Consider the following 22,034-nt stretch of genomic DNA (forward strand, 5'->3'; position numbering starts at 1 on the left):
ATCCTCGACGTCACCGAGCTCGGCCGCTTCCCCACCCAACCCCTCCGCAGGGCACTCAACCTGATCGACGGCACGTGCGACGTCCCGGGTTGCGCCCGACCCGCGCTCGCGTGCGACGTGGACCACCAGATCCCCTACGACCCCGACCCACCACCCGGACAACCACCCGGCCAGCAGCGAGGACCCACCGAAGCCGCGAACTTGCACCACCGCTGCCCACCGCACCACGGACTCAAGACCCGAGGAGCACTCACCGTCAGCCACGACGAGGACGGCAATGCCCACTGGCACCTGCCCACCCGCACCCTGCCCGCCGAGACCGCATTCACCCGCGCCTGGACCCGCCGAGACCGCACCATCCAGTTCGTCGAGATTCACCACACCCGCCTCGACCACATCCACTACCGACCGCGATGAACCAGGCGTACGCGCTCACGCTGCGGGCACCTCGGGCCCAAGATGGCCGTGACCGACATGGCCACCGACCTCGAGCAGCTCGCCGCGAAGCTGCCGGCCGCCGTGGGCGGCTGGTTCAGCTGAGCGACCTCGCCGCCGGGTCGTCGGTGCGGACCACCAGGTCGGCGGCGGCGCGGGTTCCCTCGGCGGCGAAGAGTCGGCGCTCCTGGGCGGCCCAGACGTCCCACCACGGCGCGTAGGTGTCGCCGTCGCGCGACAACGCGCGCCGCTGACGTGTCGCGACGTCGGCCTCGACCCAGACGAGCACGCTGAGGAACGGGCGCAGCACCCTCGACCCGCTGCCGCACCCGTCGAGCACGAGCAGGGGCACGGGCTCCACGGGCAGGGCACGCACCCAGGTGTCCCGCACCCAGCTCCACCGCGGTGGCCAGGCGGTCTCGTCGCGGGCGAGCGGCGCGAGCAGACCGTCCGCGAGCGCCGGCGGCATCTGCGCCAGCCCCGTCCATCCGGGCACGAACTCGTCGGTGCGCACGACCACGGCGTCGGTGCGGTCGGCGAGCGCGTCGGCGAGCGAGGACTTGCCGGCCCCGCTGGGCCCGTCGACGGCGACCACCCGCACGCGCCCGCACGCCGGCTGACGGGTCCGCACCAGCTCCAGCAGCGCCTCCACCCCGCCAGCCTAGGTTCGTGCGCCGTTCACCGCGGCGACGAGGTCCGTTCCGCGGACGCCGACAGTCTTCGCTCGATCCTCCTCCCCCCGACCAGGAGCACCTGTGAACCTTCGTCGTCCCGTCACCGTGGTCACCGCCCTCGCGGCGTCCGCCGTGGCCCTGGCCGTCCCCGCGGCCACGTCGCCCTCCGTCGCCGCCGAGCCGGACCGTGCCTTCACGCGCACGGCGACCTACCCCGTCTACAAGAACCTGCCCGCCGACCTGCCGTCGTCGTCGGAGACGGTCGCGGAGATCTCCGACGTCTCCGACGACGGCGACACGCTCGTCTACACCGACGCCGTCGGCAAGCGCATCGGCTTCCTCGACATCAGCGACGCGAGCGACCCGCGGGGGGCGGGCTCGCTGTCGCTCGCCCAGCTCGGCGACGCCGAGGACGAGCCGACGTCGGTGGCGGTGCACGGTGCCTACGTGCTCGTGGTCGTCAACACGAGCGAGTCGTTCACGCAGCCGAGCGGCCGGCTCGACGTCGTCCGGCTCGCCGACGCCAAGCGGGTGCGCAGCATCGACCTCGGGGGCCAGCCCGACTCGATCGACGTCTCCGGGAACCGCGGGATCGTCGCGATCGAGAACGAGCGCGACGAGGAGTTCAAGCCGAGCGGTGGCAGCAAGGGTGACCTGCCGCAGCTGCCCGCCGGCTTCCTGCAGGTGCTCGACCTCTCCGGGCCGGTCGCCGACTGGTCCGCCACGAAGGTGCCGCTGACGCAGGCCGACGGGTCCGCGCTGCCGCCGTTCACCGAGGCGGGCGTGGTCGCGCCGACCGACCCGGAGCCGGAGTACGTCAGCATCAACGGCGCCGGCCAGGCGGCCGTGACGCTGCAGGAGAACAACGCGGTCGCGCTGGTCGACCTCGCGAGCGCCTCCGTCACGAAGGTGTTCAGCGCCGGTCGCTCGACGGTGAGCGGCATCGACACGAAGAAGGACGGCCAGATCGACCAGACCGGCTCGATCACCGACGTGCCGCGCGAGCCCGACGCGATCGGGTGGGTCGACGACCAGCACGTCGCGACGGCCAACGAGGGCGACTGGAAGGGCGGGACGCGCGGCTGGACGGTCTTCGACGCCCGCACCGGTGCGGTGGCCTGGGACTCCGGCAACACGCTCGAGCGCGAGGCGGTGCGCCTGGGTCTGCACAACGAGGACCGTGCCGGCAAGAAGGGCATCGAGCTGGAGGGTCTCTCCCTCGCCACGATCGACGGCACGCGGTACGCGTTCGTCGGCTCCGAGCGCTCGAACTTCGTGGCGGTCTACGACCTGAGCGACCCTGCCAAGCCGCGGTACCTGCAGGCGCTGCCGACGACGAACGGGCCGGAGGGCATCCTGCCGATCTCGTCGCGCGGGCTGCTCGCGGTCTCCAGCGAGGTGGACAGCCCGAGCACCGGCGTCCGCTCCTCGGTCGCCCTCTACCGCCTGGGCGACTCTGCTCCCGCGTTCCCCACGATCGAGTCGGTCGACGGACGCGACGGCGCGCCGATCGGCTGGTCCGCGCTCGGAGCGCTCAGCGGCGACCCGACGGACCCCCAGCGCGTCTACGCGGCGTCGGACAGCGTGCTCACGAAGGGCCGGATCTTCGGCGTCGACGTCTCCCGCACGCCGGCCGTCATCACCGACGAGACCGTCGTCACCGAGGGCGGCAGCCCGCTGACGCTCGACGTCGAGGGGCTGTTCGCGCGCCCGCAGGGCGGTTTCTGGCTGGCCTCCGAGGGATCGACCGGGTCGGGCAACCAGCTGGTGCGCACCGACGCCGCCGGCGTCGTGCAGCAGAAGGTGGCCCTGCCGCAGGACGTCGCGGCCCACGTCGGCAAGTGGGGGTTCGAGGGCGTCACGGCCACGAACGACGCCACAGGTGAGCACGTCTGGACGGTCCTGCAGCGTCCGCTCTGGAAGGACCCGTCGGCAGCCGACCTCGACCCGTACGAGGGCGCCGACGTCACCCGGATCGGGCGGTACGACGTCGCCGACGCGACCTGGCACTGGTTCGGCTACCGGCTGAACGCGCCCCGTCAGGGCGCCGGTGACTGGATGGGTCTCTCGGAGGTCACCGCGGTCGACGGCGACACGCTCGCCGTCGTCGAGCGCGACAAGCTGAACGGTCCGTCCGCCCGCGTCAAGCGCGTCTACACGGTCGACGTGTCCTCGGGCGCGCAGGGCCTCACCGGCCTCGACGGCGACCTGCCCGTGCTCGGCAAGAAGCTCGCGATCGACGTGCTCCCCGCGCTCAAGGCCCCGAACGGCTGGGTCCAGGAGAAGCTCGAGGGCTTCACGATCGCCGCCGACGGATCGCTCTACGGCGTCACCGACAACGACGGCCTGAAGGACGCGACGGGGGAGACCGTCTTCCTGCGTCTGGGCCGCGCGACCGACGCGTTCGCGGACGCGCTCGCCACGACCACCACGATCGACGTCGCGCGCGGCTGGGCGTTCGGCACGCGCACGACGGCGCAGGTCACGGTCTCCGGCGCGAGCGCGTCGGGCGAGGTGGAGGTGCTCGACGGCGCGAAGGTCGTCGCGACGGGCGCCCTGCAGTCGGGGTCGGCCACGCTCGACCTGTCGGGCCTGGAGCCCGGACGCCGCACGCTGACCGCGCGCTTCGCAGGGTCCGCGCTCGCGGGCGCCAGCACCAGCGCGCCCGTCACCGTCGAGGTCGCGCGCGCGTCATCCACCACCCGGGTGTCGGCGTCGTCAACGTCGGTGCGTCGCGGCCAGACCGTCGTGCTCGCGACGCGCGTCGTCTCGTCGGGTGTGGTGCCGACCGGTCGCGTGCAGGTGCGACGCGCCGGCAAGGTCGTCGCCACCGTCGCGCTCGGGAAGGGCCGCGCGTCGGTGCGGCTCAAGGCCACCGCGAAGGGCACGCATCGCTACGAGGTGCGCTACCTCGGCAGCGAGCTCGTCGCTCCGAGCCGCTCGTCGTCGCTGACGGTGCGCGTGCGGTAGTCCGACGCCGACCGTGTCAGGCCAGGCGCTCCACCAGGGCGAGCCCGAGCGCCCGGCCTGACACGTAGGCCGTCTCCACCGACGACGTCGGACCCCACGCGTCGCCGCACGCGCCGACCCCGTCGTCCCCGAGGTGGAACGTGGCGTCGTGCCCGTGCGCGGGCCGCGAGAAGGTCCACCGCTGCACGTGCACCAGGCTCGGCTCGGTGTCGGGGACCTCGACGACCTCGCGCAGCGCGGCCAGCATCGGTCCGGCGGCCGACGCCGGGTCGTCGAGGTGCTGCTCCGCCCGGCCTGCCGTGCTGTGCGCGACGAGGACCGGCGCGCGGTCGCCGCGCCGCAGCCCGTCGTCGGCTACCCACGCCAGGTCGGCGTGGTCGCCGACGAAGATGCCGTCCTCGTCGGGCCACGTCCGCTCGTCCCACCCGGCCGTCAGCGCGAGCGCCGGCTCGTAGGGGTCGTCGAGAACGTCGTGGGCCGGCGTGCCCGGCTCGAGCAGACGTCGTGCCTGGGGGTCGGGCATGGCGAGCACGACCGCGTCGGCCCGCTCGCCGTCGACGCTCGGGCCGTCCGCACCGACCTCGACACGGCCCACCGGGGCGGCGCTGCGCACGTCGAGCCGTCCGGCGAGGTCCTCCACGAGGCTGCGCAGGCCGTCGGGCGCGGCCCATCGCAGCGGGCCGGGCTTGACCTCGCGACCGCTGGGCGTCCAAGCGGTGAACCGATCGGTCCAGGGTCGCGCGAGGCCGCGCAGCTCCCAGTCGTCCACGACGGCGGCGAACGCGTCGTCACGGACGGTGAAGTAGCTCGCGCCGATGTCGACGACGCGCCCGTCGTGGCGGCGCAGGGCCATGCGACCCCCGGGACGACGCCCGGTGTCGCGGACGACGACCTCGTGCCCGTGGGCGACGAGCTCGCGTGCGCACACGACACCGGACAGCCCGGCCCCGACCACCACGACGTGCGCCATCGGTCAGGCCGCGTCGCGGGTCGGGTAGTCGGTGTAGCCCTCGGCGCCACCGCCGTAGAAGGTGTCCGGGTTCGGCTCGTTCAGCTCCGTGCCGTCGCGCCAGCGCTCGACGAGGTCGGGGTTGGCGAGGAACGGACGGCCGACGGCCACCAGGTCGGCGAGCCCGCCGTCGACGATGTGCTTCACCTCGTCGAGGTCGGTCACCTGCGAGAAGCCCGTGTTCGCGACGACCGTGCCGCCGAAGCGCGTGCGCAGGTCCTGGAACAGCTCGCCCTCGGGGTCGCCGAGGATGCTCAGGTAGGCGATGCCGAGGTCGGCGATGCCGTCGACCAGCGCCTCGTAGGTGGCGCGGGTGTCGTCGGGGTCGGTCTCGAGGACGCCCTGGATGTTGTGCGCGGGGGAGATGCGCAGACCGACCTTCTCGGCCCCGATCGCCTCGGCCACGGCCCGCACGACGTCGATCGTCAGGCGTGCCCGGTTCTCGGGGCTTCCGCCGTACTCGTCGGTGCGCTCGTTCGTCGACGGTGCGAGGAACTGGTGCAGGACGTACCCGTTCGCGCCGTGCACCTCCACGCCGTCGAGGCCGGCCTCGACCGCGTTGCGCGCTGCCTGCACGAACTCCTCGACCAGTCCGGGCACCTCCGACGTCTCCAGGGCGCGCGGCTCGACGTGGGGCTTCTGCCCGTCGGCCGTCACCATCTCCCCGGGGGCCGTGAGGGCGCTCGGGGCGACGGTCTCGAGTCCGTCCTTGTTGTCGGGGTGCGCGATGCGACCCACGTGCATCAGCTGCGCGACGATGCGGCCGTCGCGCGCGTGCACGGCGTCGGCGACCTTGCGCCAGCCCGCGACCTGCTCGGACGAGTGCAGACCCGGCGTGTCGAGGTAGCCCTGGCCCACGGCCGAGGGCTGCGTGCCCTCGGTGACGATCAGGCCGGCACCGGCGCGCTGCCCGTAGTACGTGGCGGCGAGGTCGCCGGGCACGCCGCCTGCCTCCGCACGGTTGCGCGTGAGCGGCGCCATGACGAAGCGCTGCGGCAGCGTCCAGGCGCCGACGGTGATCGGGTCGAAGACGGTGGTCATCTCTCTCCTTCGGATCGGGTACGGGCGGCGGCGGTCGGCCGCGCCCATCTCCTTCACTGTTCAACCGAATCGGCGCCTCCGCACGTCGAACCCCGGGCCTGTGGCCGGACTCATGGCGACGCACCGAGCGGCGGCTGCGGACGGATCGGCCGGTTCGTCCCCACGAGGGCAGGACGCGACCTACTGTCACTCCATGAGGACTGGACGGATCGTGGTCGCCGTGGCGACCGCCCTCGTGCTCGCGGCGGTCCCCGCCACGGGCGCGTCGCCGAAGAAGCCGAACGACTGGCTGAAGCCCGGGGTGCCGCTGCAGGGACAGCAGCACCCCGACCCGAGCGCGGTCTCCCTCGGTCCGTACGTGCTCGCGACGTCGACGAACCACGGCGGCAGCGACCTGCCTTTCGTCTGGTCCGGCGACCTCAGCCTCTGGACGGCCCGCACGCAGTACGCCGACGGCAACCGCACGCGCGACGGCGAGGGGCGCGGCTTCTTCAACGACGGGATCGACGCACCGCGCTGGGGCTCGTACGCGTCGTGCACGGAGACGCCCCGCACCCGCTCGGGCTGCGACCCGCGCGAGATGTGGGCGCCCGGCTTCGACTTCGTGGGCGGACGGTGGGTGCTGTTCAGCGCCGTGAAGGTGTCCGACCGCTACTCCTCCTACGGCCGCTTCGCGATCTACCGCGCAGCGTCGTCGGTCGCGACGGGCCTCTACTCGTCCGTCTCCTCCTCGCCGATCGTGCGCACCGACACGCGCCGCGACCCGGCCGGCGTCATCGACCCGGAGGTGTTCACCGACCCCGCGAACAACCGCTCCTACCTGCTCTACAAGACGGAGGGCAACCTGCAGGGCAACCTGCCGACCCTCTGGTCGCGCCGGCTCGACTCCAGCGGCACGCGCTTCCTCAAGGGGTCCAAGCCCGTGCGGCTGCTCACGACCCCGCGCGGCTCCTGGGAGGGTCGCGTCGTCGAGAACCCGTCCATGGCGAAGGTGAACGGCGTCTACGTCCTCTTCTACTCCGGCAACGAGTACACGAGCACCCGCTACGCGACCGGCTACGCGGTGTGCAAGCGCGGTCCGTCGGCGCCCTGCACGCGTCCCGGGTCGAACCGGCTGCTCACGTCGGCGCGCGGCTCGTACGGCCCGGGCGGTGCGGACGCCCTGACCGACGCCCGAGGTCGCCACCTGCTCGCGTACCACGCCTACCCGACGGCCAGCGGCAGCACCGGCACCGGTGGCCGGACCCTGCGCACCGCCGAGTTCACGGTCGACCCGCGCACGAAGCGCGTCTCGATTCGGCAGCGGGCCGTCGCCGCCGCGCCCGGTCGCGAGGGTGGCACGTGGTTCGGCGGCAACGGCGCCTTCACCCGCGTCAAGCAGGACGCGAGCGGCGCGTTCGTGCCGTTCGTCGCCGACCTGAACCACGACGGCATCGACGACGTCGGCTACTACGGCGGCTGGGGTCGGGCGGACGCCGCACGCCTCGGAGCCAAGGGGGCCCGGACGCTGCAGTCGGGCTCGGCGGCGCTGGTGCGCCAGGCCGGTGCGTTCGTGCCCGTCTCCGGCGACTTCGACGGCGACGGTCACACCGACGTCTACTGGTACCAGCCAGGCGCCGACCCGCACAACGACTTCCTCGACCCGCGCAACAAGCGCCACTACGAGCCGAACGCCCGCCGTGACGAGCTGTGGCTGTCCCGGGCCGGCGGCTGGCAGAAGATCCCGCTCGCGCAGGACCGGACCGCCGTCCCGATCGTCGCGAACGTCGACGGACGCCCCGGCGACGAGCTGTGGTGGTACGTGCCCGGCAAGGCGTCGGACGAGCGGTGGACCTGGGACGCGGCGGCCGGCACGATGGCGCGCCGCCAGGGCGACATCCCCGGGCCGGGCACCACGGCCCCGGCCGTCGCCGACTTCGACGCCGACGGGTTCGACGACCTGCTCTGGTACGTGCCGGGGCAGGCGCGGGCGACGGTCTGGTGGAAGGGCTCCTCGGCCGCCCGCACGTCCTTCGCCGTCGACTCGGCGACCCGCACGGCCGGTCGCGTCCCGGTCGCGGGCGACTTCGACCGCTCGACGCCGGGCGCGGAGGTGCTCTGGTACGGGCCCCGCTCGGTCAGCGAGGTGCAGTGGTCCACGCTGCGGCGCACGGGTACGCCCAAGGTCACGTCGGTGCGCTCGTTCGACGGCGGCGCCGTCTACCAGGCCGTCGTCGGCGACTACGACGGCGACGGGACCGACGACATCAGCTGGTTCGGGTGAGCGGCGCGACACGACAGGGCAGGTGACCCCGGGGGACCGGTGGGTGCCTAGGCTGGCTCGGTGAGCAAGCGCATCGAGTTCCCGTACCTGGACGGCCTGCGTGGCCTGGCCGCCCTGTCGGTGGTGCTGTACCACACGTTCCTCTACACGGGCGAGCGTGGCGACGCGTACCGTGCGATGCCGACGTGGTCGTGGGCGATCAGCTCCGGCTACGTCGGGGTCGCCATCTTCATCGTGCTGTCGGGCTACCTGCTCATGCTCCCCGTGGCGACGAACCCCGATGGTCTGCGCTTCCGTCGCGGCACCTGGGACTTCGTCAAGCGACGCAGCCGGCGCATCCTCCCGCCGTACTACTTCTCGCTGCTCATGGCACTGGTGCTCATCTGGTTCGTCCCGATCATGGGCGAGCCCCGCAACACCCAGTGGGACACCAAGATCCCCGTGACGACCGAGGGACTGGTCTCGCACCTGCTGATGGTGCACAACCTCGACCGCGACTGGTTCGGCGAGATCAACGGACCGCTGTGGAGCGTCGCCGCCGAGTTCCAGATCTACTTCATCATGGCGCTCGTGCTGCTGCCGCTGTTCCGGCTGGTGCCCCCGTCGCTGGTGGTGCTGGTGACGGCGGTCTGGACCGGCTGGCTGGCGATCGGCGGCAGCTACGAGTTCATGCACCCCTGGTACATCTGCCTGTTCGCCGCGGGCATGTGGGCCGCGCAGCTGACCCTGAGGCCCGGCGCCGACAAGGTCGCCCGCTGGGTGGGCCTGGCGCTCCTGCTCGCCGCGCCGGTGGCGCTCTTCGTCGCCCGCAGCGCGAAGATCAACCACCGCGACTGGCTGTACAAGACGACCTACTGGCCCGAGATGGCCCTGGGCCTCGCCGTCGCGGCACTGCTCGTGTGGGCCGGCCACGTCTACCTGCGCGGTGACCGTCCCGCGGTGCTGCGGCTCCTCTCGAGCGCTCCGCTGCTGCGGCTCGGCCTGTTCTCCTACACGCTCTACCTGTGCCACAGCCCGCTGATCGGCCTGGCGAACCTCCTGCTGCTGCCCCTCGGCCTCAGCACCGTCACGCAGTACTTCGTGCTGACGTTCCTCGTGGTCCCCGTCGTGATGGTGATCTGCTACGGCTTCTACCTGCTCGTCGAGCGGCACTTCCTCAACACGCGTCAGCGCCACGTCGCGGAGGAGGAGCAGCCCGAGGGACGCCCCGCGGCGACCTGAGCCCCGCCCCCACGGGGCTACACTCGTGCCTCGCCCCACCGCGCCGTCCGCGCGGGGGCATCGGGATGTAGCGCAGCTTGGTAGCGCATCCGCTTTGGGAGCGGAGGGTCGCAGGTTCAAATCCTGTCATCCCGACCACGCGGTCGCCCGACGAGCGTCTCGGTGGGACGCGGTCTAGGAGACCGCTCCCAGACGACGTGCGAGGGTGGCGACGCCGTCCCCCTCGAGCTCGCCGAGGGCCTGGGACCGACCCGCGACGGCCATGAGGAGCGCCTCGCCCGGCCCGCGGACCTCCCGGCCGTCGCCGCGCTCCCACGAGAGGTCGGTCGTGACGAGGCGGAGCCCCCGGGCGTGGCCGCGCGCCGGCAGCGTCGGGGCCCTGAGCGCGAAGTCCAGGGCGACCGTCAGACGGTCCTCGGGGATGGTGCGGACCCGACCGGTCGCACGGCGGACGTCCTGCTGGTGGATGAGCCCGTCGGTGAGCGCGATGGCCCCGCCGAAGCCCGACGTCAGCCCGCGCGGCCTGGACGACCTCGCCACGAGGCCGACGACCTCGGGGACGGTCAGGTCCGCGTAGCGCTCCAGCACGTGCTGGTTCACGGCATCGACCCTCAGGCCGCCCCGCAGGAACGCGCCGGGCAGGCCGCTCCAGCCGAGTTCGTCGTAGCTGACGACGTGGACGACCACGTCCCGCACGGTCCAGCCCTCGCAGAGCGACGGCCGGTGCCACTCCTCGGGGGACAGCGACGTGACGAGGGCGTGTAGGTCGGCCCTCTCCGCGACGGCCAGGTCGGTGACGTTCGGCTTCGCTGCCATGGGTACAGGGTCCTGTCTCGGGAGGGATCAGGGCGATCATCGCCCGACGGCCGCCCGTCGCGCCAGGCAGGGCGACGGACGGCGTCGGCCCTCCCGCGTCGTGCGACCGGGGAGCCGCAGGTGCACGTCCGGGTCTGGTTTCTGCGCCGGGCTGGGACGGTCCGCGACGCCTGTGCCGGCAGGCCTGGCGCGGGCGCAGGGACCCTGCCGCAGGGCCTGCGCGCGTGCCCCGTCGTTACGGACCCAGGCCCACGGGTACGAGGTGAGTCACCATCCCACCACGGAGGACCTCATGACCCAACCGCATGACTGGACCTCGGAGCCGAGCTCCGCAGACCCCCGCGAGACCCGCCTCACCGAGCCGATCGGTGAGGTCCTGGACCAACCCGGGACCGACCAGGCGCCACTGCCCCCGCTCGACCCCGCCGGGGACACCGCGCACAGTGGCACGACGGACCAGGCGAAGCAGGCCGCGTCCACCGCCCAGGACCAGGCCGCCCACGTGGCCTCCACCGCCAAGGACGAGGCCGCGAGCGTGGCGGCCGAGGCCAAGGACAAGGCCGCCAGCCTGGTCGACGAGGCCCGCCAGCAGGTCCAGGAGCAGTCCCGGACCCAGCTGCAGGCCCTGTCGTCGCGACTCGGGGAGCTCGGTGACGAGCTCGAGTCGATGGCCGGCGCCAGCGACCAGCAGGGCGCGGCCACCGAGCTCGCCCACCAGCTCGCCACGCAGGTGCGCGGCCTGGGCCGCCACCTCGACGGACGGGAGCCGACCGCCGTCCTCGACGACGTCCGTTCCTTCGCACGCCGCCGACCCGGGACCTTCCTCCTGGGCGCGGCAGCCGCCGGTGTGGTCGCCGGACGGCTCGCGCGCGGCGCGAAGGCGTCGCCCGGCACCAGCGGCCAGCACACGGCGTCGCCGACGTCGGTCGGCACAGCCGGCACCGGAGGTGTCACGGCGTGAGCACCGAGCCCGCACCCGGTGCCGCGCAGCCCCAGGACGACGAGCGCTCGATCGGCGCGATCGTCGGTGACATCGCCGACGACCTCAGCACGATGGTCCGCTCCGAGCTCGAGCTCGCGAAGGCCGAGGTGACCCAGGAGGTCGCCAAGGCCGGCAAGGCCGGCGGCGCCTTCGGTGGCGCAGCGGTCAGCGGCTGGTTCGCGCTGCTGTTCCTGTCGCTGTTCGTGATGTACCTGCTCGACGACGCGATGGAGACGGCCTGGGCCGCGCTCATCGTGTTCGGCGTCTGGACGCTCGCCGCCATCGCCCTCGCGCTGTTCGGCCGAGCCAAGGCGCGAGACATCCGCAACCCGATCGACCCCACCCGCAGGAACCTCAAGGAGGACGTGTCATGGGCCACGAACCGCAACAGCTGACCGAGCAGGACCTGCAGGAGAGCAGGCGCAACCTCTCCCGCGACGTCGACGCGCTGGCCGAGAAGGTCAGCCCCGGCCGCGTGGTCCACCGTCGCGTCGAGGGCGCGAAGAGCCGGGTCACGGGCGCGAAGGACAAGCTCATGGGATCGGCGCACGACGCCGGCAGCTCCCTGGGCGACGCCACCTCCTCGGCCGGCGACAGCGTGAGCGGTGCCGTCGACGGCCTCACGTCCCGGGCCGAGGGGAGCCCGCTCGCTGCCGGGCTCGTCGCCTTCGGGCTCGGTCTCGTGGTCTCCTCGCTGATCCCGCCGAGCGACAAGGAGGCCCAGGCTGCGAGCCGTGTCGTCGACGCGGCCAAGGAGCATGCGCAGCCGGTGCTCGACGAGGCCAAGGACGCCGGCCAGCAGGTCGCGCAGCACCTGACGGAGGAGGCCAAGCACGCCGCCTCGGACGTGAAGGAGTCCGCACAGGAGTCCGCCTCGACCGTCCAGCAGCAGGGCCAGGAGGCCGCCGACGCCGTGAAGGACGACGCACCCGGCACCTGACCCGCACCACTCTGGTCCGGTCGGTCCTGCACAGCAGGGCCGACCGGACCGGTCGAGCCACCGAGAGCGAGAGAGCCCCATGTCCCGACACCCCCGCACCGCCGAACCTCGACACAGCGACCCCGACCCCGACGACGAGCGCAAGCCCGAGTCGCCGACCGACCTCGGACGTCGCTCGTGGACGTACGTCGCCCGCAAGGCCGTCCGGGAGTTCTCCGACGACCAGTGCACCGACCTCGCCGCCGCCCTGACCTACTACGCCGTCCTGGCCCTGTTCCCCGCGGTGATCGCCCTGACGTCGCTGCTCGGGCTGCTCGGGCAGGGACGATCGACGATCCAGGCCCTGCTCGACGTCGTCGGGAGCGTCGCGCCAGCGTCCGTCGTCGACACGGTGCGGCCGACGATCGAGTCGTTCGCGGACGCGCCCGGCGCCGGGATCGCCCTCGTCGTCGGACTGCTCGGGGCCTTGTGGTCGGCGTCCGGGTACGTCAACGCGTTCGGGCGTGCCATGAACCGGGTCTATGAGATCCGCGAGGGCCGGCCGGTCTGGAAGCTGCGGCCGGTGATGCTGCTCGTGACCGTCGTGACGCTGGTCCTGGTGGCGCTGGTCGCGCTGGCCCTCGTGCTCACCGGCCCGGTGGCGCAGGCCGTCGGCGACGCTGTCGGCCTCGGCTCCACGGTCGTCATGGTCTGGGACGTCGCCAAGTGGCCGGTCGTCGTGCTGGTCGTGGTGCTCGTGGTCGCGATCCTGTACTACGCCACCCCGAACGTCCGCCAGCCCAGCTTCCGGTGGATCAGCGTCGGCGCCGCGTTCGCGATCGTCGTCTGGGCGCTCGCGTCGCTCGCGTTCGGCTTCTACGTCGCCACGTTCGCCAGCTACAGCTCCACGTACGGGTCCCTCGCGGGCGTCGTCGTGTTCCTGCTGTGGCTCTGGATCACGAACCTCGCCCTCCTGCTCGGTGCGGAGGTCGACGCCGAGCTCGAGCGTGGTCGTGAGCTGCAGGCGGGTCTCGCCGCCGAGCGCGAGATCCAGCTGCCGCCGCGCGACGAGCGCGGCATCGAGAAGGCGCAGGAGAAGGAGCGCGAGGACGAGCGGAGGGGCCGGGCGATCCGCGATGAGGCGGACGGACGGGACGACTGACCGACCGGGGTGTCGCGGTCAGCGACCGACGGACTCCAGCAGCCGGTCGAGGACGGTGAGCCCGCCGACGAGGACCGCGCTGACCGCCGACCACACCAGGCTCGGGCGCGGCGCGGGCGCCGGGCGCACGAGCGACGTCGGGAGCGAGGTCGTGGTCTGCATGGCAGAAGGGTGCCACACGGCCCGGTCAGGGGAAGGCGAAGGGCCCGACGCGGACGGACGAAGGTCCCGAGAGCCGGCGTCGAGGATCGTCAGGGGCGACGGTAGCGGCGCTCCGGGCGTCCGGCGCCGCCGTAGCGCAGCCGGACCTGCGCCTCGCCCGTGGTCACGAAGTGCTCGAGGTAGCGACGCGCGGTCACGCGCGAGAGGCCGAGCCGCTCGGCGGCGTCGGACGAGGAGACCTCCTCGTCCTGCTCCAGCAGACCCTCGACGAGCTGCGCCGTCTCCCGGCTGAGCCCCTTCGGCAGGGGAGCGACCCTGGACGGGCTGCGCGCCGCGCCGAACGCACGGTCGATGGTGGCCTGGTCGGCGTCGCCCTCGCCCAGGGCGAGGAGGGCGTTGCGGACGCGGTGCAGACGCTCCGCGAGGTCGTGCTGCTCGAACGGCTTGACGACGTACTGCATCGCGCCGCCCGCCACCGCGGCACGCACCGTGTCGGCGTCGCGCTCGGCCGTCACCATGATCACGCCCGCTCGGCTGCCCGCCTCGCGCAGCCGGGCGAGCACCTGCAGCCCGCCGAGGTCCGGCAGGTGCACGTCGAGGAGGACGAGGTCGGGGTCGAGCGCCGCGCACAGCGCGATCGCCTCCTCGCCGTTCGCGGCGACGCCGACGACCTCGAAGCCCTCGGTGCGCTCGACGAACCGGGCGTTGAGCCGCGCGACCATGAAGTCGTCGTCGACGACCAGCACCGACGTCACGTCGACTCCCAGGGCAGCACCACGCGGAACAGGCTAGGCCTCGCGGCGTCGATCGTCACCGACCCACCACGTCGCTCGCACAGGAGCCGCACCAGCGCCAGGCCGACGCCGCGGCCGCCCAGCACGTCGGGCTTGGTGGAGTAGCCGCGCACGAACACCGCCGACCGCAGCTCGGCGGGCACGCCGTCGCCGCTGTCCTCGACCTCCAGGACGAGCGCGTCGTCGTCGGCGCGCCCCGTCACCCGCACCTCCGCGCCCGGCGTGCCGCGGCACGCGTCGACGGCGTTGTCGACGAGGTTGCCGAGGATCGTCGTCACGTCGGCCGCGAGACCGGTGCCGAGCGGGGGGATCTCGCAGTCCGGGTCGAGGCTGAGCAGCACGCCCGCCTCGTCGGCCTGGCTCGACTTCGCGAGCAGCAGCGCCGCCGTGGCCGGGTCCTCCACGTGGTCGGCGAGGTCGTCCTGCCGTGCCGCGCGCGATCCCACGATGTGCGTCACGAGGGCGCGCGCCTCCTCCGGCTCGTCGAGCTCCAGCAGACCACCGATGGTGTGCAGCTGGTTGGCGAACTCGTGCGTCTGCGCGCGCAACGCGTCGGTGATGGTCAGGTTCGAGCCGAGCTGCTGCTGCACCTCGACGAGCTCCGTGCGGTCGCGCATCGTCACGACGGTGCCGACCCCCTCGCCCCGGGTCGCGGCGCGGCGCCGGTTCAGCACCAGCACGCGGTCGCGCGTCACGAGCACCACGTCGCTCGCGTCGCCCTGGTCCTGCAGGAGCGCGGCGACGTCGGGCTCGGGGGCGACGTCGACGACCCGGCGGCCCAGCACCGGTCCCTCGAGGCCGAGCAGCTCGAGGGCCGCGTCGTTGACCATGCTGACCCGACCGTCGGGGTCGACGCCCAGGACGCCCTCGCGGATGCCGTGCAGGAGCGCCTCGCGGTGGTCGGCGAGCTTGGCGAAGTCACCGGCGGCGAGCCCACGCGTGCGTCGGCGCACGATGCGCGACACGGTCCAGGAGCCGAGGATGCCGAGGCCCGCGCCCACGCCCAGGAAGAGCGCGAGGTCGGGTGCGGCGTTGGTCGCGCGCTGCCAGGCCGTCGGGTACTTCTGCTCCGCCAGCACGGCACCCGCGAACGACCCGTCGTCGGCCAGCACAGGGGCGTGCCCGGCGAGCGTGCGCCCGCGGTCGGTCGGCACCGACCCGGTCCACCCCCGACCCTCCAGCACGCGGCTGCCCCCGAGCGGCGCCTCCGTGCCCACCAGCGACGGCCTGGACGACGCGACCACCCGGCCTGCGCGGTCGGTCACCGACACGACGTCGGCGCCGGACAGCGACCGCGCCCGGTCGATGGCCGGCGCGAGCACGCGCGACGCGTCGGTCGAGCCGAGACGCGAGCGCACGACGGCGACGTTCGCGAGGTACTCCGCGGTCGAGCGCAGCCGCGCCCCGCGGTCGTCCTCGAACCCGCGGGTGGCCTGCTGCAGCGAGAGCACGCCGACGATCACCAGCACGAGCGCGACGACGGCGAGCTGGAGCAGCAGGAACTGACCGGCCAACGTACGTCGGCCCGGTCGCGGCGACCACAACGAACACAACCTCCTTTGCGCACCCAATCGTGACGCAGGCCACGTTCGCCGTCATGCTCGGGTCGACCCACCAGGAGGTGTGATGGCCGACACAGGTCAGCGACGACCCGCACGTCGCCCCCGCAGGACCCGGACGGCGACCGTCGTGGCGCTCGTCCTCGCACTCGCCGCGACGCTCGGCGCGTGCGGCGTGACGCGTGGCGGCGACGACCCCGACAACCGTCGTCTGCGCATGATGATCCCGAACAGCCCGGGCGGCGGCTACGACCTCACCGGTCGCGCCGCGGCCCAGGTGATGGAGGAGGACGACCTCACGGGTCGCTTCGAGATCACGAACGTCATCGGCGCCAGCGGCACGGTCGCCATGCAGCGGCTGCTGAACGAGCGCGGCGCCGACGACCTCGTCATGCTCATGGGCCTCGGCGTCGTCGGCGCGACGTACACCAACGACTCGGCGGCCCGCGTCTCGAAGGCGACGCCCATCGCGCGTCTCGTCGAGGAGCAGGAGGGGCTGCTCGTGCCCGCGGACTCCCCGTTCGAGACGGTCGACGACCTCGTCACCGCCTGGAAGAAGGACCCGCGCTCCGTCACCGTCGGCGGCGGCTCGTCGCCCGGCGGCCCCGACCACCTCTTCCCGATGCAGCTCGCGCAGACCCTCGGCATCGACCCGAAGGACGTCAACTACATCGCCTACGACGGCGGCGGCCCGCTCACCACGGCCCTGCTCGGCGAGAAGATCCAGGTCGGCACGTCCGGCCTCGGGGAGTTCCAGGGCCAGATCGACGACGGCTCGCTCCGCGTGCTGGCGGTCTCCGGCGACGAGCGTCTCGACGGGATCGACGCCCCGACCCTCACCGAGTCCGACATCGACCTCGTCTTCACCAACTGGCGCGGGCTGCTCGCCCCGCCCGGCATCGACGACGCGACGCGCGAGTACCTGACCGGTTTGGTCACCGAGATGCACGACACGCCCGAGTGGCGCGAGGCGCTGAAGCGCAACGGATGGATCGACGCCTTCGCCACCGGCGAGGAGTTCGGGACCTTCCTGACCGAGCAGGACGAGCGCGTCGACTCGACGCTGAAGGAGCTGGGACTGTCATGAGCACCACCACCGAGACGACGACAGGTCCGGACGGACCTCGCGTCGTCGACCGCGCCCAGTACGGGCTCGCGGCCTTCCTGGCCGTCGTGGGCGTCGTCGTCGTGGTCGACGCCACGGGTCTGCGGCCCGGCTTCGCCGACCAGCCCGTGCAGCCGTCGTTCCTGCCCTACGTCGTCGGCACCGCGCTGCTGGTGCTGGCCGCGACGCTCGCCGTCGCCACGGCGCGCGGCAACGTCGCGGAGCCGGAGGGCGGCGAGGACGTCGACCTCACCGAGCCCAGCGACTGGTTCACCGTCGCGAAGCTGGCGGGCGTGTTCCTCGCGAACGTGCTCCTCGTCGACACGCTCGGCTGGGCGATCACGGGCGCGCTGCTCTTCGCGGGCTGCGCGTGGGCGCTCGGCAGCCGCACGCTGCTGAAGGACGTCGCGATCGGCGCCGCCCTCTCCCTCATCACCTGGTACGGCTTCTACGTCGGCCTGGGTCTGCCGATCCCCGCGGGGATCCTGGACGGAGTGCTCTGATGGACCTGTTCCTCGACGGGCTGATGAACGCCCTCACGCCCGAGAACCTGCTGTACGCCGTCATCGGCGTGCTGCTCGGCACCGCCGTCGGCGTCCTGCCGGGCATCGGGCCGGCCATGACGCTGGCCCTGCTCTTCCCGATCACCTACACGGTCCCGGTCGACAGCGCCCTCATCATGTTCGCCGGCATCTACTACGGCGGCATGTACGGCGGGTCGACGACGTCGATCCTGCTCAACACGCCAGGGGAGTCCTCGTCGGTCGTCACCGCGATCGAGGGCAACCAGATGGCGAAGCGGGGGCGGGCCGCCCAGGCCCTCGCGACCGCCGCCATCGGGTCCTTCGTCGCCGGCACCATCGCCACCGCGCTCCTGGTGCTGTTCGCGCCCAAGGTCTCCTCGGCCGTGGTGCAGCTGGGCGCCCCGTCGTACTTCGCGATCCTGCTGCTGGCGCTGGTCGCCGTCTCGGCCGTCCTCGGCAGCTCGAAGATGCGCGGCTTCATCGCGCTGTTCCTCGGCCTCGCCATTGCGCTGGTCGGCACGTCGACCGGGCAGGCGCGGCTCACGTTCGGCAGCCCGCTGCTGGCCGACGGCATCGACGTCGTCGTCGTGGCCGTCGCCATCTTCGCCATCGGCGAGGCCCTGTGGGTCGCGGCGCACCTGCGCCGCCGGCCGCTGCAGGTCATCCCCGTCGGCCGCCCCTGGATGGACCGCAAGGACTGGGGCCGCTCCTGGAAGCCGTGGCTGCGCGGCACCGCGTTCGGCTTCCCCTTCGGCGCGCTGCCCGCCGGTGGCGCCGAGGTGCCGACCTTCCTGTCCTACATCACCGAGCGCCGGCTCACGAAGCACCCCGAGGAGTTCGGCAAGGGCGCCATCGAGGGCGTCGCCGGACCGGAGGCCGCGAACAACGCGTCGGCCGCGGGCACGATGGTGCCGCTGCTGGCCATCGGCCTGCCCACCACGGCCACGGCCGCGATCATGCTCAACGCCATCCAGTCCTACGGCATCCAGCCCGGTCCCCAGCTCTTCGACAACGAGCCCGCGCTCGTGTGGACCCTGCTGGCCAGCCTGTTCGTCGCCAACACGCTGCTGCTGGTGCTGAACCTGCCGCTCGCGCCGATCTGGGCGAAGCTCCTGCGGGTACCGCGGCCCTACCTGTACGCGGGCATCCTGTTCTTCGCGTCCCTCGGCGCCTACAGCGTCAGCTTCGAGCCGTTCGACCTGGCCCTGCTGCTGGTGCTCGGCTTCCTCGGCGTCGCCATGCGCCGCTTCGGACTGCCGGTGCTGCCGCTGATCGTCGGCGTCATCCTCGGCCCGTCGCTGGAGAACCAGCTGACCCAGGCCCTGGCGCTGTCCGGCGGCGAGGTCTCCACGCTGTGGAGCGAGCCCGTCGCGAAGGTCGTGTACGCGGTGCTGGTCCTCGCGCTCGTCGCGATGGCCGTGGCCGCCGTGCGCGGTCGCGTCGCCCGTCGCGGCGCGTCGACCGTCGAGAAGGAGGAGGTGTCCGCATGACCGCAGTGGTGGTGGCCTACAGCCCGGACGAGTACGGCGAGGCGGCCCTGGCCGCAGGTGCCGAGGAGGCGAGCCGACGCTCGGTCCCGCTCGTCGTCGTCAACGCGACCCGGGGCGACGCCTACGTCGACCCGCACTTCGCCGACGCCGACACCGTCGAGCGTCTGCGCGAGCGCGTCGGGGAGGTCGAGGTGCTCCAGGAGGTCGTGCCCGACGTCGGCGCCGAGGTGGTGCGGGTCGCGCAGGAGCGTGACGCCGAGCTCGTGGTCGTCGGCGTGCGGCACCGCTCGCCGGTCGGCAAGGCGCTGATGGGCAGCGTGTCGCAGCGCGTCCTGCTCGACGCGACCTGTCCGGTGCTGGCGGTCAAGCCTCGCGGGTGACACCGTCGTGCCGCGCTGATCCCGGGTCCCTGGTGCCCGCCTCGTCGGCCCCGTCCTGAGCAGCGCGCTCGGACGGGGCCGACGTCGTCGCGGGGACGGCACACACACCGTCGACGCAGACGGCCGCGGCGTCGTCGCCGAGCATCTCCAGCGGACCGTTCACGCGGGCTGCTCCTCGGCCGCGCGGCGCAGCGCGCCCAGGAACGTGTCAGGGTCCTGCGCGCCGGAGACGCCGAGCCGGTCGTCGAGCACGAAGAACGGGACGCCACGGATGCCGAGCGCCATCGCCTGCTCCTGGTCCGAGCGCACCTGCTCCAGGTAGGCGTCACCGGACAGGGCTGCCACGACCTCGTCGCGATCGAGCCCGACCTCCGCGGCGAGATCGGCGAGGTCGTCGACCCGACCCACGTGCCGGCCCTCGACGAAGTACGCGGCGAGCAGCCGCTCCTTCATCTCCTCCTGACGACCCTCGGCGCGCGCGTGGTGGAGCAGCCGGTGCGCCAGCACGGTGTTCGTGTGCTGCAGCGCCCCGAAGTCGTAGTCGAGCCCCTCGTCGGACGCGACCTGCGTCATCTGCGCCAGCATGCCCACCACCTGCTCGCGCGCCATGCCCTTGTGGCGGGCGAGGAAGTCGACCTCGTCGCCCTCGAAGTCGACCGGGGTGTCCGGCGAGAGCTCGAAGCTGCGGTAGGTGACCTGCACGTCGCCGCCCTCCTCCCGGAACCGCTCCACGGCCTTCTCGAAGCGCCGCTTCCCGACGTAGCACCAGGGGCACGCCACGTCCGACCAGATCTGCACGTCCACCGTCATGCCCGTGCCAACCGTCGGGCCGCCGCTGGTGTTCCCGACGCCGCTGCGCGGGCCCTCGCGGTCGCGCGCCAGAATGGGGCCGTCCGCCCCGACCGACCAGGAGCCCCACGTGAGCACAGCCGGAGGATCCGTCCTCGACGACCTGACCGCCCGCGGACTCGTCGCGCACTCGACCGACCTCGAGGCGCTGCGGGCCGAGATGGACGCCGGCCCGATCGTCTACTACGTGGGCTTCGACCCGACCGCGCCCAGCCTGCACGTCGGCAACCTGCTGCAGATCCTCACCGCGCGGCGGCTCCAGCTCGCCGGGCACCGACCGCTCCTGCTCGTCGGTGGCTCCACCGGTCTCATCGGCGACCCCAAGGAGGCCGGCGAGCGGGTCATGAACACCCGCGAGACCGTCGCGGCGTGGGTCGAGCGGATCCGCGACCAGGTCGTCCGCTTCGTCGACCTCGAGGGCGAGAACGGCGCGACCATGGTCAACAACCTCGACTGGACCGAGTCCCTCAGCACGATCGACTTCCTGCGCGACATCGGGAAGCACTTCCCGGTGAACCGCATGCTGGCGCGCGACGTGGTGAGCAGCCGGCTCGAGAGCGGCATCAGCTACACCGAGTTCAGCTACGTCCTGCTGCAGTCGATGGACTACCTGGAGCTCCACCGTCGCCACGGCTGTGTGCTCCAGACCGGCGGCAGCGACCAGTGGGGCAACATCACCGCCGGCGTCGAGCTCGTCCGTCGCTCGGAGGGACGCAGGGTGCACGCCCTCGCGACCCCGCTCATCACGAAGGCCGACGGCACGAAGTTCGGCAAGACGGAGTCGGGCACGGTCTGGCTCGACCGCGAGCTCATGAGTCCGTACGCCTTCTACCAGTCGTGGATCCAGGCCGAGGACACGAAGGTGGGGGAGTACCTCAAGCAGTTCACCTTCGTGCCGGTCGAGGAGATCGACGCCCTCATGGCCGAGCACGCCGCCGCGCCCGGCCGACGCCTCGCGCAGCGACGCCTCGCCGCCGAGGTCACGGCGCTCGTGCACGGGCAGGCCGAGGTCGATGCCGCGGAGCTCGCCTCGACGGCGCTGTTCGGTCGCGGCGAGCTGGCCGAGCTGCCGGAGGACACCCTTGCGGCCGCGCTGGGGGAGACGGGCGTCGTCGAGCTGGGTGGCGACGCCACACTCACGGACGCCCTCCTCGAGACCGGTCTCGTCGACTCGCGTTCCGCCGCCCGCCGAGCGGTCGCCGAGGGCGGCGCGTACGTCAACAACAGCAGGGTCGACGACGCCGAGGCCTCGCTCGACTCCCTGGACGCCCTGCACGGCTCCTGGCTCGTCCTGCGCCGCGGAAAGCGCGCCGTTGCAGGGGTTCGTCGGGTCCGGTCGTGAGTATGGCCGGGGTCACACCGCACCGATTTGACCCTGCTCCGGTCGTCTGAGTAATGTTCTTCTTGTTGCACCGCACGACGGAGCGCAAGGCCGAGAGGCCGGGCACTCGGAGCGAGCAGCCACTCGAACCGAAACGGTTAACGCCAGGAACTGAGTTCCGGAGACTGACCGCTGACAACGGAGAGTGATCGTGGCAGGACCCCGGGTTTGACCCGGTGATCACGAGCCGCGTAGGATAGACCAGCCCCTGGTGGGTGGGCCCTGATGTGGGTCTGTCTGGTGGGTGTGCGTCTGATGTTTGAGAACTCAACAGTGTGCTAAAAGTCGACGAGAAGTA

21 protein-coding genes, 1 tRNA gene and 1 pseudogene are annotated in these 22,034 nt (G+C 72.6%); 14 read left to right on the plus strand and 9 right to left on the minus strand.

Annotation, left to right across the window (positions count from 1 at the left end):
* Positions 1-417 (plus strand): annotated as a pseudogene (locus A6Q81_RS11575) (hypothetical protein); the annotation flags it as partial.
* 115 nt (positions 418-532) lie between these two features.
* Here A6Q81_RS11575 and A6Q81_RS11580 read toward each other — a convergent pair.
* The gene (locus A6Q81_RS11580) at positions 533-1,087 is read right to left on the minus strand and encodes a nucleoside/nucleotide kinase family protein (protein ID WP_067855188.1); all 555 of its coding nucleotides are present in this window, start codon (positions 1,085-1,087) and stop codon (positions 533-535) included.
* Positions 1,088-1,190: 103 nt separating this feature from the next.
* On the opposite strand from A6Q81_RS11580, the gene A6Q81_RS11585 reads away from it, so the two are divergent.
* Positions 1,191-4,079, plus strand: a complete 2,889-nt coding sequence (locus A6Q81_RS11585) for an esterase-like activity of phytase family protein (RefSeq protein ID WP_286690532.1) — start codon at positions 1,191-1,193, stop codon at positions 4,077-4,079.
* Positions 4,080-4,095: 16 nt separating this feature from the next.
* On the opposite strand, the gene A6Q81_RS11590 is transcribed toward A6Q81_RS11585, so the two are convergent.
* Positions 4,096-5,049, minus strand: a complete 954-nt coding sequence (locus A6Q81_RS11590) for an NAD(P)/FAD-dependent oxidoreductase (protein ID WP_286690533.1) — start codon at positions 5,047-5,049, stop codon at positions 4,096-4,098.
* Between the two features lie 3 nt (positions 5,050-5,052).
* A complete protein-coding gene (locus A6Q81_RS11595) occupies positions 5,053-6,129 on the minus strand; it encodes an alkene reductase (RefSeq protein ID WP_286690534.1) in 1,077 nt (358 codons plus the stop codon).
* Positions 6,130-6,322: 193 nt separating this feature from the next.
* Here A6Q81_RS11595 and A6Q81_RS11600 point away from each other — a divergent pair, with 193 nt between their 5' ends.
* The 3 genes from A6Q81_RS11600 to A6Q81_RS11610 all read left to right on the plus strand — a co-directional run bounded on the left by A6Q81_RS11600 (position 6,323) and on the right by A6Q81_RS11610 (position 9,751).
* Positions 6,323-8,392: a family 43 glycosylhydrolase gene (locus tag A6Q81_RS11600; RefSeq protein ID WP_286690535.1), complete on the plus strand. Its 2,070-nt coding sequence runs from the start codon at positions 6,323-6,325 to the stop codon at positions 8,390-8,392.
* 60 nt (positions 8,393-8,452) lie between these two features.
* Positions 8,453-9,613, plus strand: a complete 1,161-nt coding sequence (locus A6Q81_RS11605) for an acyltransferase family protein (RefSeq protein WP_286690536.1) — start codon at positions 8,453-8,455, stop codon at positions 9,611-9,613.
* 61 nt (positions 9,614-9,674) lie between these two features.
* Positions 9,675-9,751, plus strand: a tRNA-Pro gene (locus A6Q81_RS11610).
* Between the two features lie 36 nt (positions 9,752-9,787).
* Here the strand turns inward: A6Q81_RS11610 and A6Q81_RS11615 are convergent.
* Positions 9,788-10,429, minus strand: coding sequence for a maleylpyruvate isomerase family mycothiol-dependent enzyme (locus A6Q81_RS11615; protein WP_067855205.1), 642 nt, complete (start codon positions 10,427-10,429; stop codon positions 9,788-9,790).
* A 292-nt stretch (positions 10,430-10,721) separates the two neighbouring features.
* Here A6Q81_RS11615 and A6Q81_RS11620 point away from each other — a divergent pair, with 292 nt between their 5' ends.
* From A6Q81_RS11620 to A6Q81_RS11635, 4 genes are all read left to right on the plus strand, one after another.
* Positions 10,722-11,390 carry a hypothetical protein gene (locus tag A6Q81_RS11620; protein WP_067855208.1) on the plus strand — a complete coding sequence of 223 codons (669 nt, stop codon included), beginning with the start codon at positions 10,722-10,724 and terminating at the stop codon, positions 11,388-11,390.
* On the plus strand, positions 11,387-11,806 hold the full coding sequence (locus tag A6Q81_RS11625; RefSeq protein ID WP_286690537.1) for a phage holin family protein: 420 nt from the start codon (positions 11,387-11,389) through the stop codon (positions 11,804-11,806). Before A6Q81_RS11620 ends, A6Q81_RS11625 begins: the two co-directional genes overlap by 4 nt.
* On the plus strand, positions 11,782-12,351 hold the full coding sequence (locus A6Q81_RS11630; RefSeq protein ID WP_286690538.1) for a DUF3618 domain-containing protein: 570 nt from the start codon (positions 11,782-11,784) through the stop codon (positions 12,349-12,351). The genes A6Q81_RS11625 and A6Q81_RS11630 overlap by 25 nt, the downstream gene beginning before the upstream one ends.
* Positions 12,352-12,430: 79 nt before the next feature.
* Positions 12,431-13,492 carry a YihY/virulence factor BrkB family protein gene (locus A6Q81_RS11635; RefSeq protein ID WP_067855217.1) on the plus strand — a complete coding sequence of 354 codons (1,062 nt, stop codon included), beginning with the start codon at positions 12,431-12,433 and terminating at the stop codon, positions 13,490-13,492.
* An 18-nt stretch (positions 13,493-13,510) separates the two neighbouring features.
* On the opposite strand, the gene A6Q81_RS11640 is transcribed toward A6Q81_RS11635, so the two are convergent.
* The 3 genes from A6Q81_RS11640 to A6Q81_RS11650 all read right to left on the minus strand — a co-directional run bounded on the left by A6Q81_RS11640 (position 13,511) and on the right by A6Q81_RS11650 (position 15,992).
* Positions 13,511-13,654 (minus strand): hypothetical protein, encoded by a 144-nt coding sequence (locus A6Q81_RS11640; protein WP_286690539.1) that lies wholly within the window; start codon positions 13,652-13,654, stop codon positions 13,511-13,513.
* An 89-nt stretch (positions 13,655-13,743) separates the two neighbouring features.
* Positions 13,744-14,409, minus strand: coding sequence for a response regulator (locus A6Q81_RS11645; protein WP_083516254.1), 666 nt, complete (start codon positions 14,407-14,409; stop codon positions 13,744-13,746).
* Positions 14,406-15,992: a sensor histidine kinase gene (locus tag A6Q81_RS11650; protein ID WP_286690540.1), complete on the minus strand. Its 1,587-nt coding sequence runs from the start codon at positions 15,990-15,992 to the stop codon at positions 14,406-14,408. The genes A6Q81_RS11645 and A6Q81_RS11650 overlap by 4 nt, the downstream gene beginning before the upstream one ends.
* A gap of 82 nt (positions 15,993-16,074) precedes the next feature.
* Between A6Q81_RS11650 and A6Q81_RS11655 the strand changes: the two genes are divergently transcribed.
* Genes A6Q81_RS11655 through A6Q81_RS11670 form a run of 4 tightly spaced genes read left to right on the plus strand, consistent with a single transcriptional unit; the run spans position 16,075 to position 19,506 of the window.
* Positions 16,075-17,094 (plus strand): Bug family tripartite tricarboxylate transporter substrate binding protein, encoded by a 1,020-nt coding sequence (locus A6Q81_RS11655; RefSeq protein ID WP_286690541.1) that lies wholly within the window; start codon positions 16,075-16,077, stop codon positions 17,092-17,094.
* The gene (locus A6Q81_RS11660; RefSeq protein WP_286690542.1) at positions 17,091-17,615 is read left to right on the plus strand and encodes a tripartite tricarboxylate transporter TctB family protein; all 525 of its coding nucleotides are present in this window, start codon (positions 17,091-17,093) and stop codon (positions 17,613-17,615) included. The genes A6Q81_RS11655 and A6Q81_RS11660 overlap by 4 nt, the downstream gene beginning before the upstream one ends.
* Positions 17,615-19,126 (plus strand): tripartite tricarboxylate transporter permease, encoded by a 1,512-nt coding sequence (locus A6Q81_RS11665; protein WP_286690543.1) that lies wholly within the window; start codon positions 17,615-17,617, stop codon positions 19,124-19,126. Before A6Q81_RS11660 ends, A6Q81_RS11665 begins: the two co-directional genes overlap by 1 nt.
* Positions 19,123-19,506 carry a universal stress protein gene (locus A6Q81_RS11670; protein ID WP_286690544.1) on the plus strand — a complete coding sequence of 128 codons (384 nt, stop codon included), beginning with the start codon at positions 19,123-19,125 and terminating at the stop codon, positions 19,504-19,506. Before A6Q81_RS11665 ends, A6Q81_RS11670 begins: the two co-directional genes overlap by 4 nt.
* On the opposite strand, the gene A6Q81_RS11675 is transcribed toward A6Q81_RS11670, so the two are convergent.
* Positions 19,490-19,669, minus strand: a complete 180-nt coding sequence (locus A6Q81_RS11675) for a hypothetical protein (RefSeq protein WP_286690545.1) — start codon at positions 19,667-19,669, stop codon at positions 19,490-19,492. The genes A6Q81_RS11670 and A6Q81_RS11675 overlap by 17 nt on opposite strands.
* On the minus strand, positions 19,666-20,316 hold the full coding sequence (locus A6Q81_RS11680) for a DsbA family oxidoreductase (RefSeq protein ID WP_286690546.1): 651 nt from the start codon (positions 20,314-20,316) through the stop codon (positions 19,666-19,668). The genes A6Q81_RS11675 and A6Q81_RS11680 overlap by 4 nt, the downstream gene beginning before the upstream one ends.
* 109 nt (positions 20,317-20,425) lie before the next feature.
* Between A6Q81_RS11680 and tyrS the strand changes: the two genes are divergently transcribed.
* Positions 20,426-21,697, plus strand: a complete 1,272-nt coding sequence (gene tyrS, locus A6Q81_RS11685; protein WP_286690547.1) for a tyrosine--tRNA ligase — start codon at positions 20,426-20,428, stop codon at positions 21,695-21,697.
* Positions 21,698-22,034 lie beyond the last annotated feature (337 nt).

Source organism: Aeromicrobium sp. REDSEA-S38_B2, from assembly GCF_001628525.1.
GTDB classification, from domain to species: Bacteria; Actinomycetota; Actinomycetes; order Propionibacteriales; family Nocardioidaceae; genus Aeromicrobium; species Aeromicrobium erythreum.

What these genes read in the sequence shown, in the direction of transcription:
- A6Q81_RS11670 (WP_286690544.1), top strand. Translation starts at nt 19,123, where the DNA reads ATGACCGCAGTGGTGGTGGCCTACAGCCCGGACGAGTACGGCGAGGCG.
- A6Q81_RS11620 (WP_067855208.1), top strand. Translation starts at nt 10,722, where the DNA reads ATGACCCAACCGCATGACTGGACCTCGGAGCCGAGCTCCGCAGACCCC.
- A6Q81_RS11635 (WP_067855217.1), top strand. Translation starts at nt 12,431, where the DNA reads ATGTCCCGACACCCCCGCACCGCCGAACCTCGACACAGCGACCCCGAC.
- A6Q81_RS11615 (WP_067855205.1), bottom strand. Translation starts at nt 10,429, where the DNA reads ATGGCAGCGAAGCCGAACGTCACCGACCTGGCCGTCGCGGAGAGGGCC.
- A6Q81_RS11655 (WP_286690541.1), top strand. Translation starts at nt 16,075, where the DNA reads ATGGCCGACACAGGTCAGCGACGACCCGCACGTCGCCCCCGCAGGACC.
- A6Q81_RS11660 (WP_286690542.1), top strand. Translation starts at nt 17,091, where the DNA reads ATGAGCACCACCACCGAGACGACGACAGGTCCGGACGGACCTCGCGTC.
- A6Q81_RS11600 (WP_286690535.1), top strand. Translation starts at nt 6,323, where the DNA reads ATGAGGACTGGACGGATCGTGGTCGCCGTGGCGACCGCCCTCGTGCTC.
- A6Q81_RS11665 (WP_286690543.1), top strand. Translation starts at nt 17,615, where the DNA reads ATGGACCTGTTCCTCGACGGGCTGATGAACGCCCTCACGCCCGAGAAC.
- A6Q81_RS11680 (WP_286690546.1), bottom strand. Translation starts at nt 20,316, where the DNA reads ATGACGGTGGACGTGCAGATCTGGTCGGACGTGGCGTGCCCCTGGTGC.
- A6Q81_RS11590 (WP_286690533.1), bottom strand. Translation starts at nt 5,049, where the DNA reads ATGGCGCACGTCGTGGTGGTCGGGGCCGGGCTGTCCGGTGTCGTGTGC.
- A6Q81_RS11630 (WP_286690538.1), top strand. Translation starts at nt 11,782, where the DNA reads ATGGGCCACGAACCGCAACAGCTGACCGAGCAGGACCTGCAGGAGAGC.
- A6Q81_RS11640 (WP_286690539.1), bottom strand. Translation starts at nt 13,654, where the DNA reads ATGCAGACCACGACCTCGCTCCCGACGTCGCTCGTGCGCCCGGCGCCC.
- A6Q81_RS11595 (WP_286690534.1), bottom strand. Translation starts at nt 6,129, where the DNA reads ATGACCACCGTCTTCGACCCGATCACCGTCGGCGCCTGGACGCTGCCG.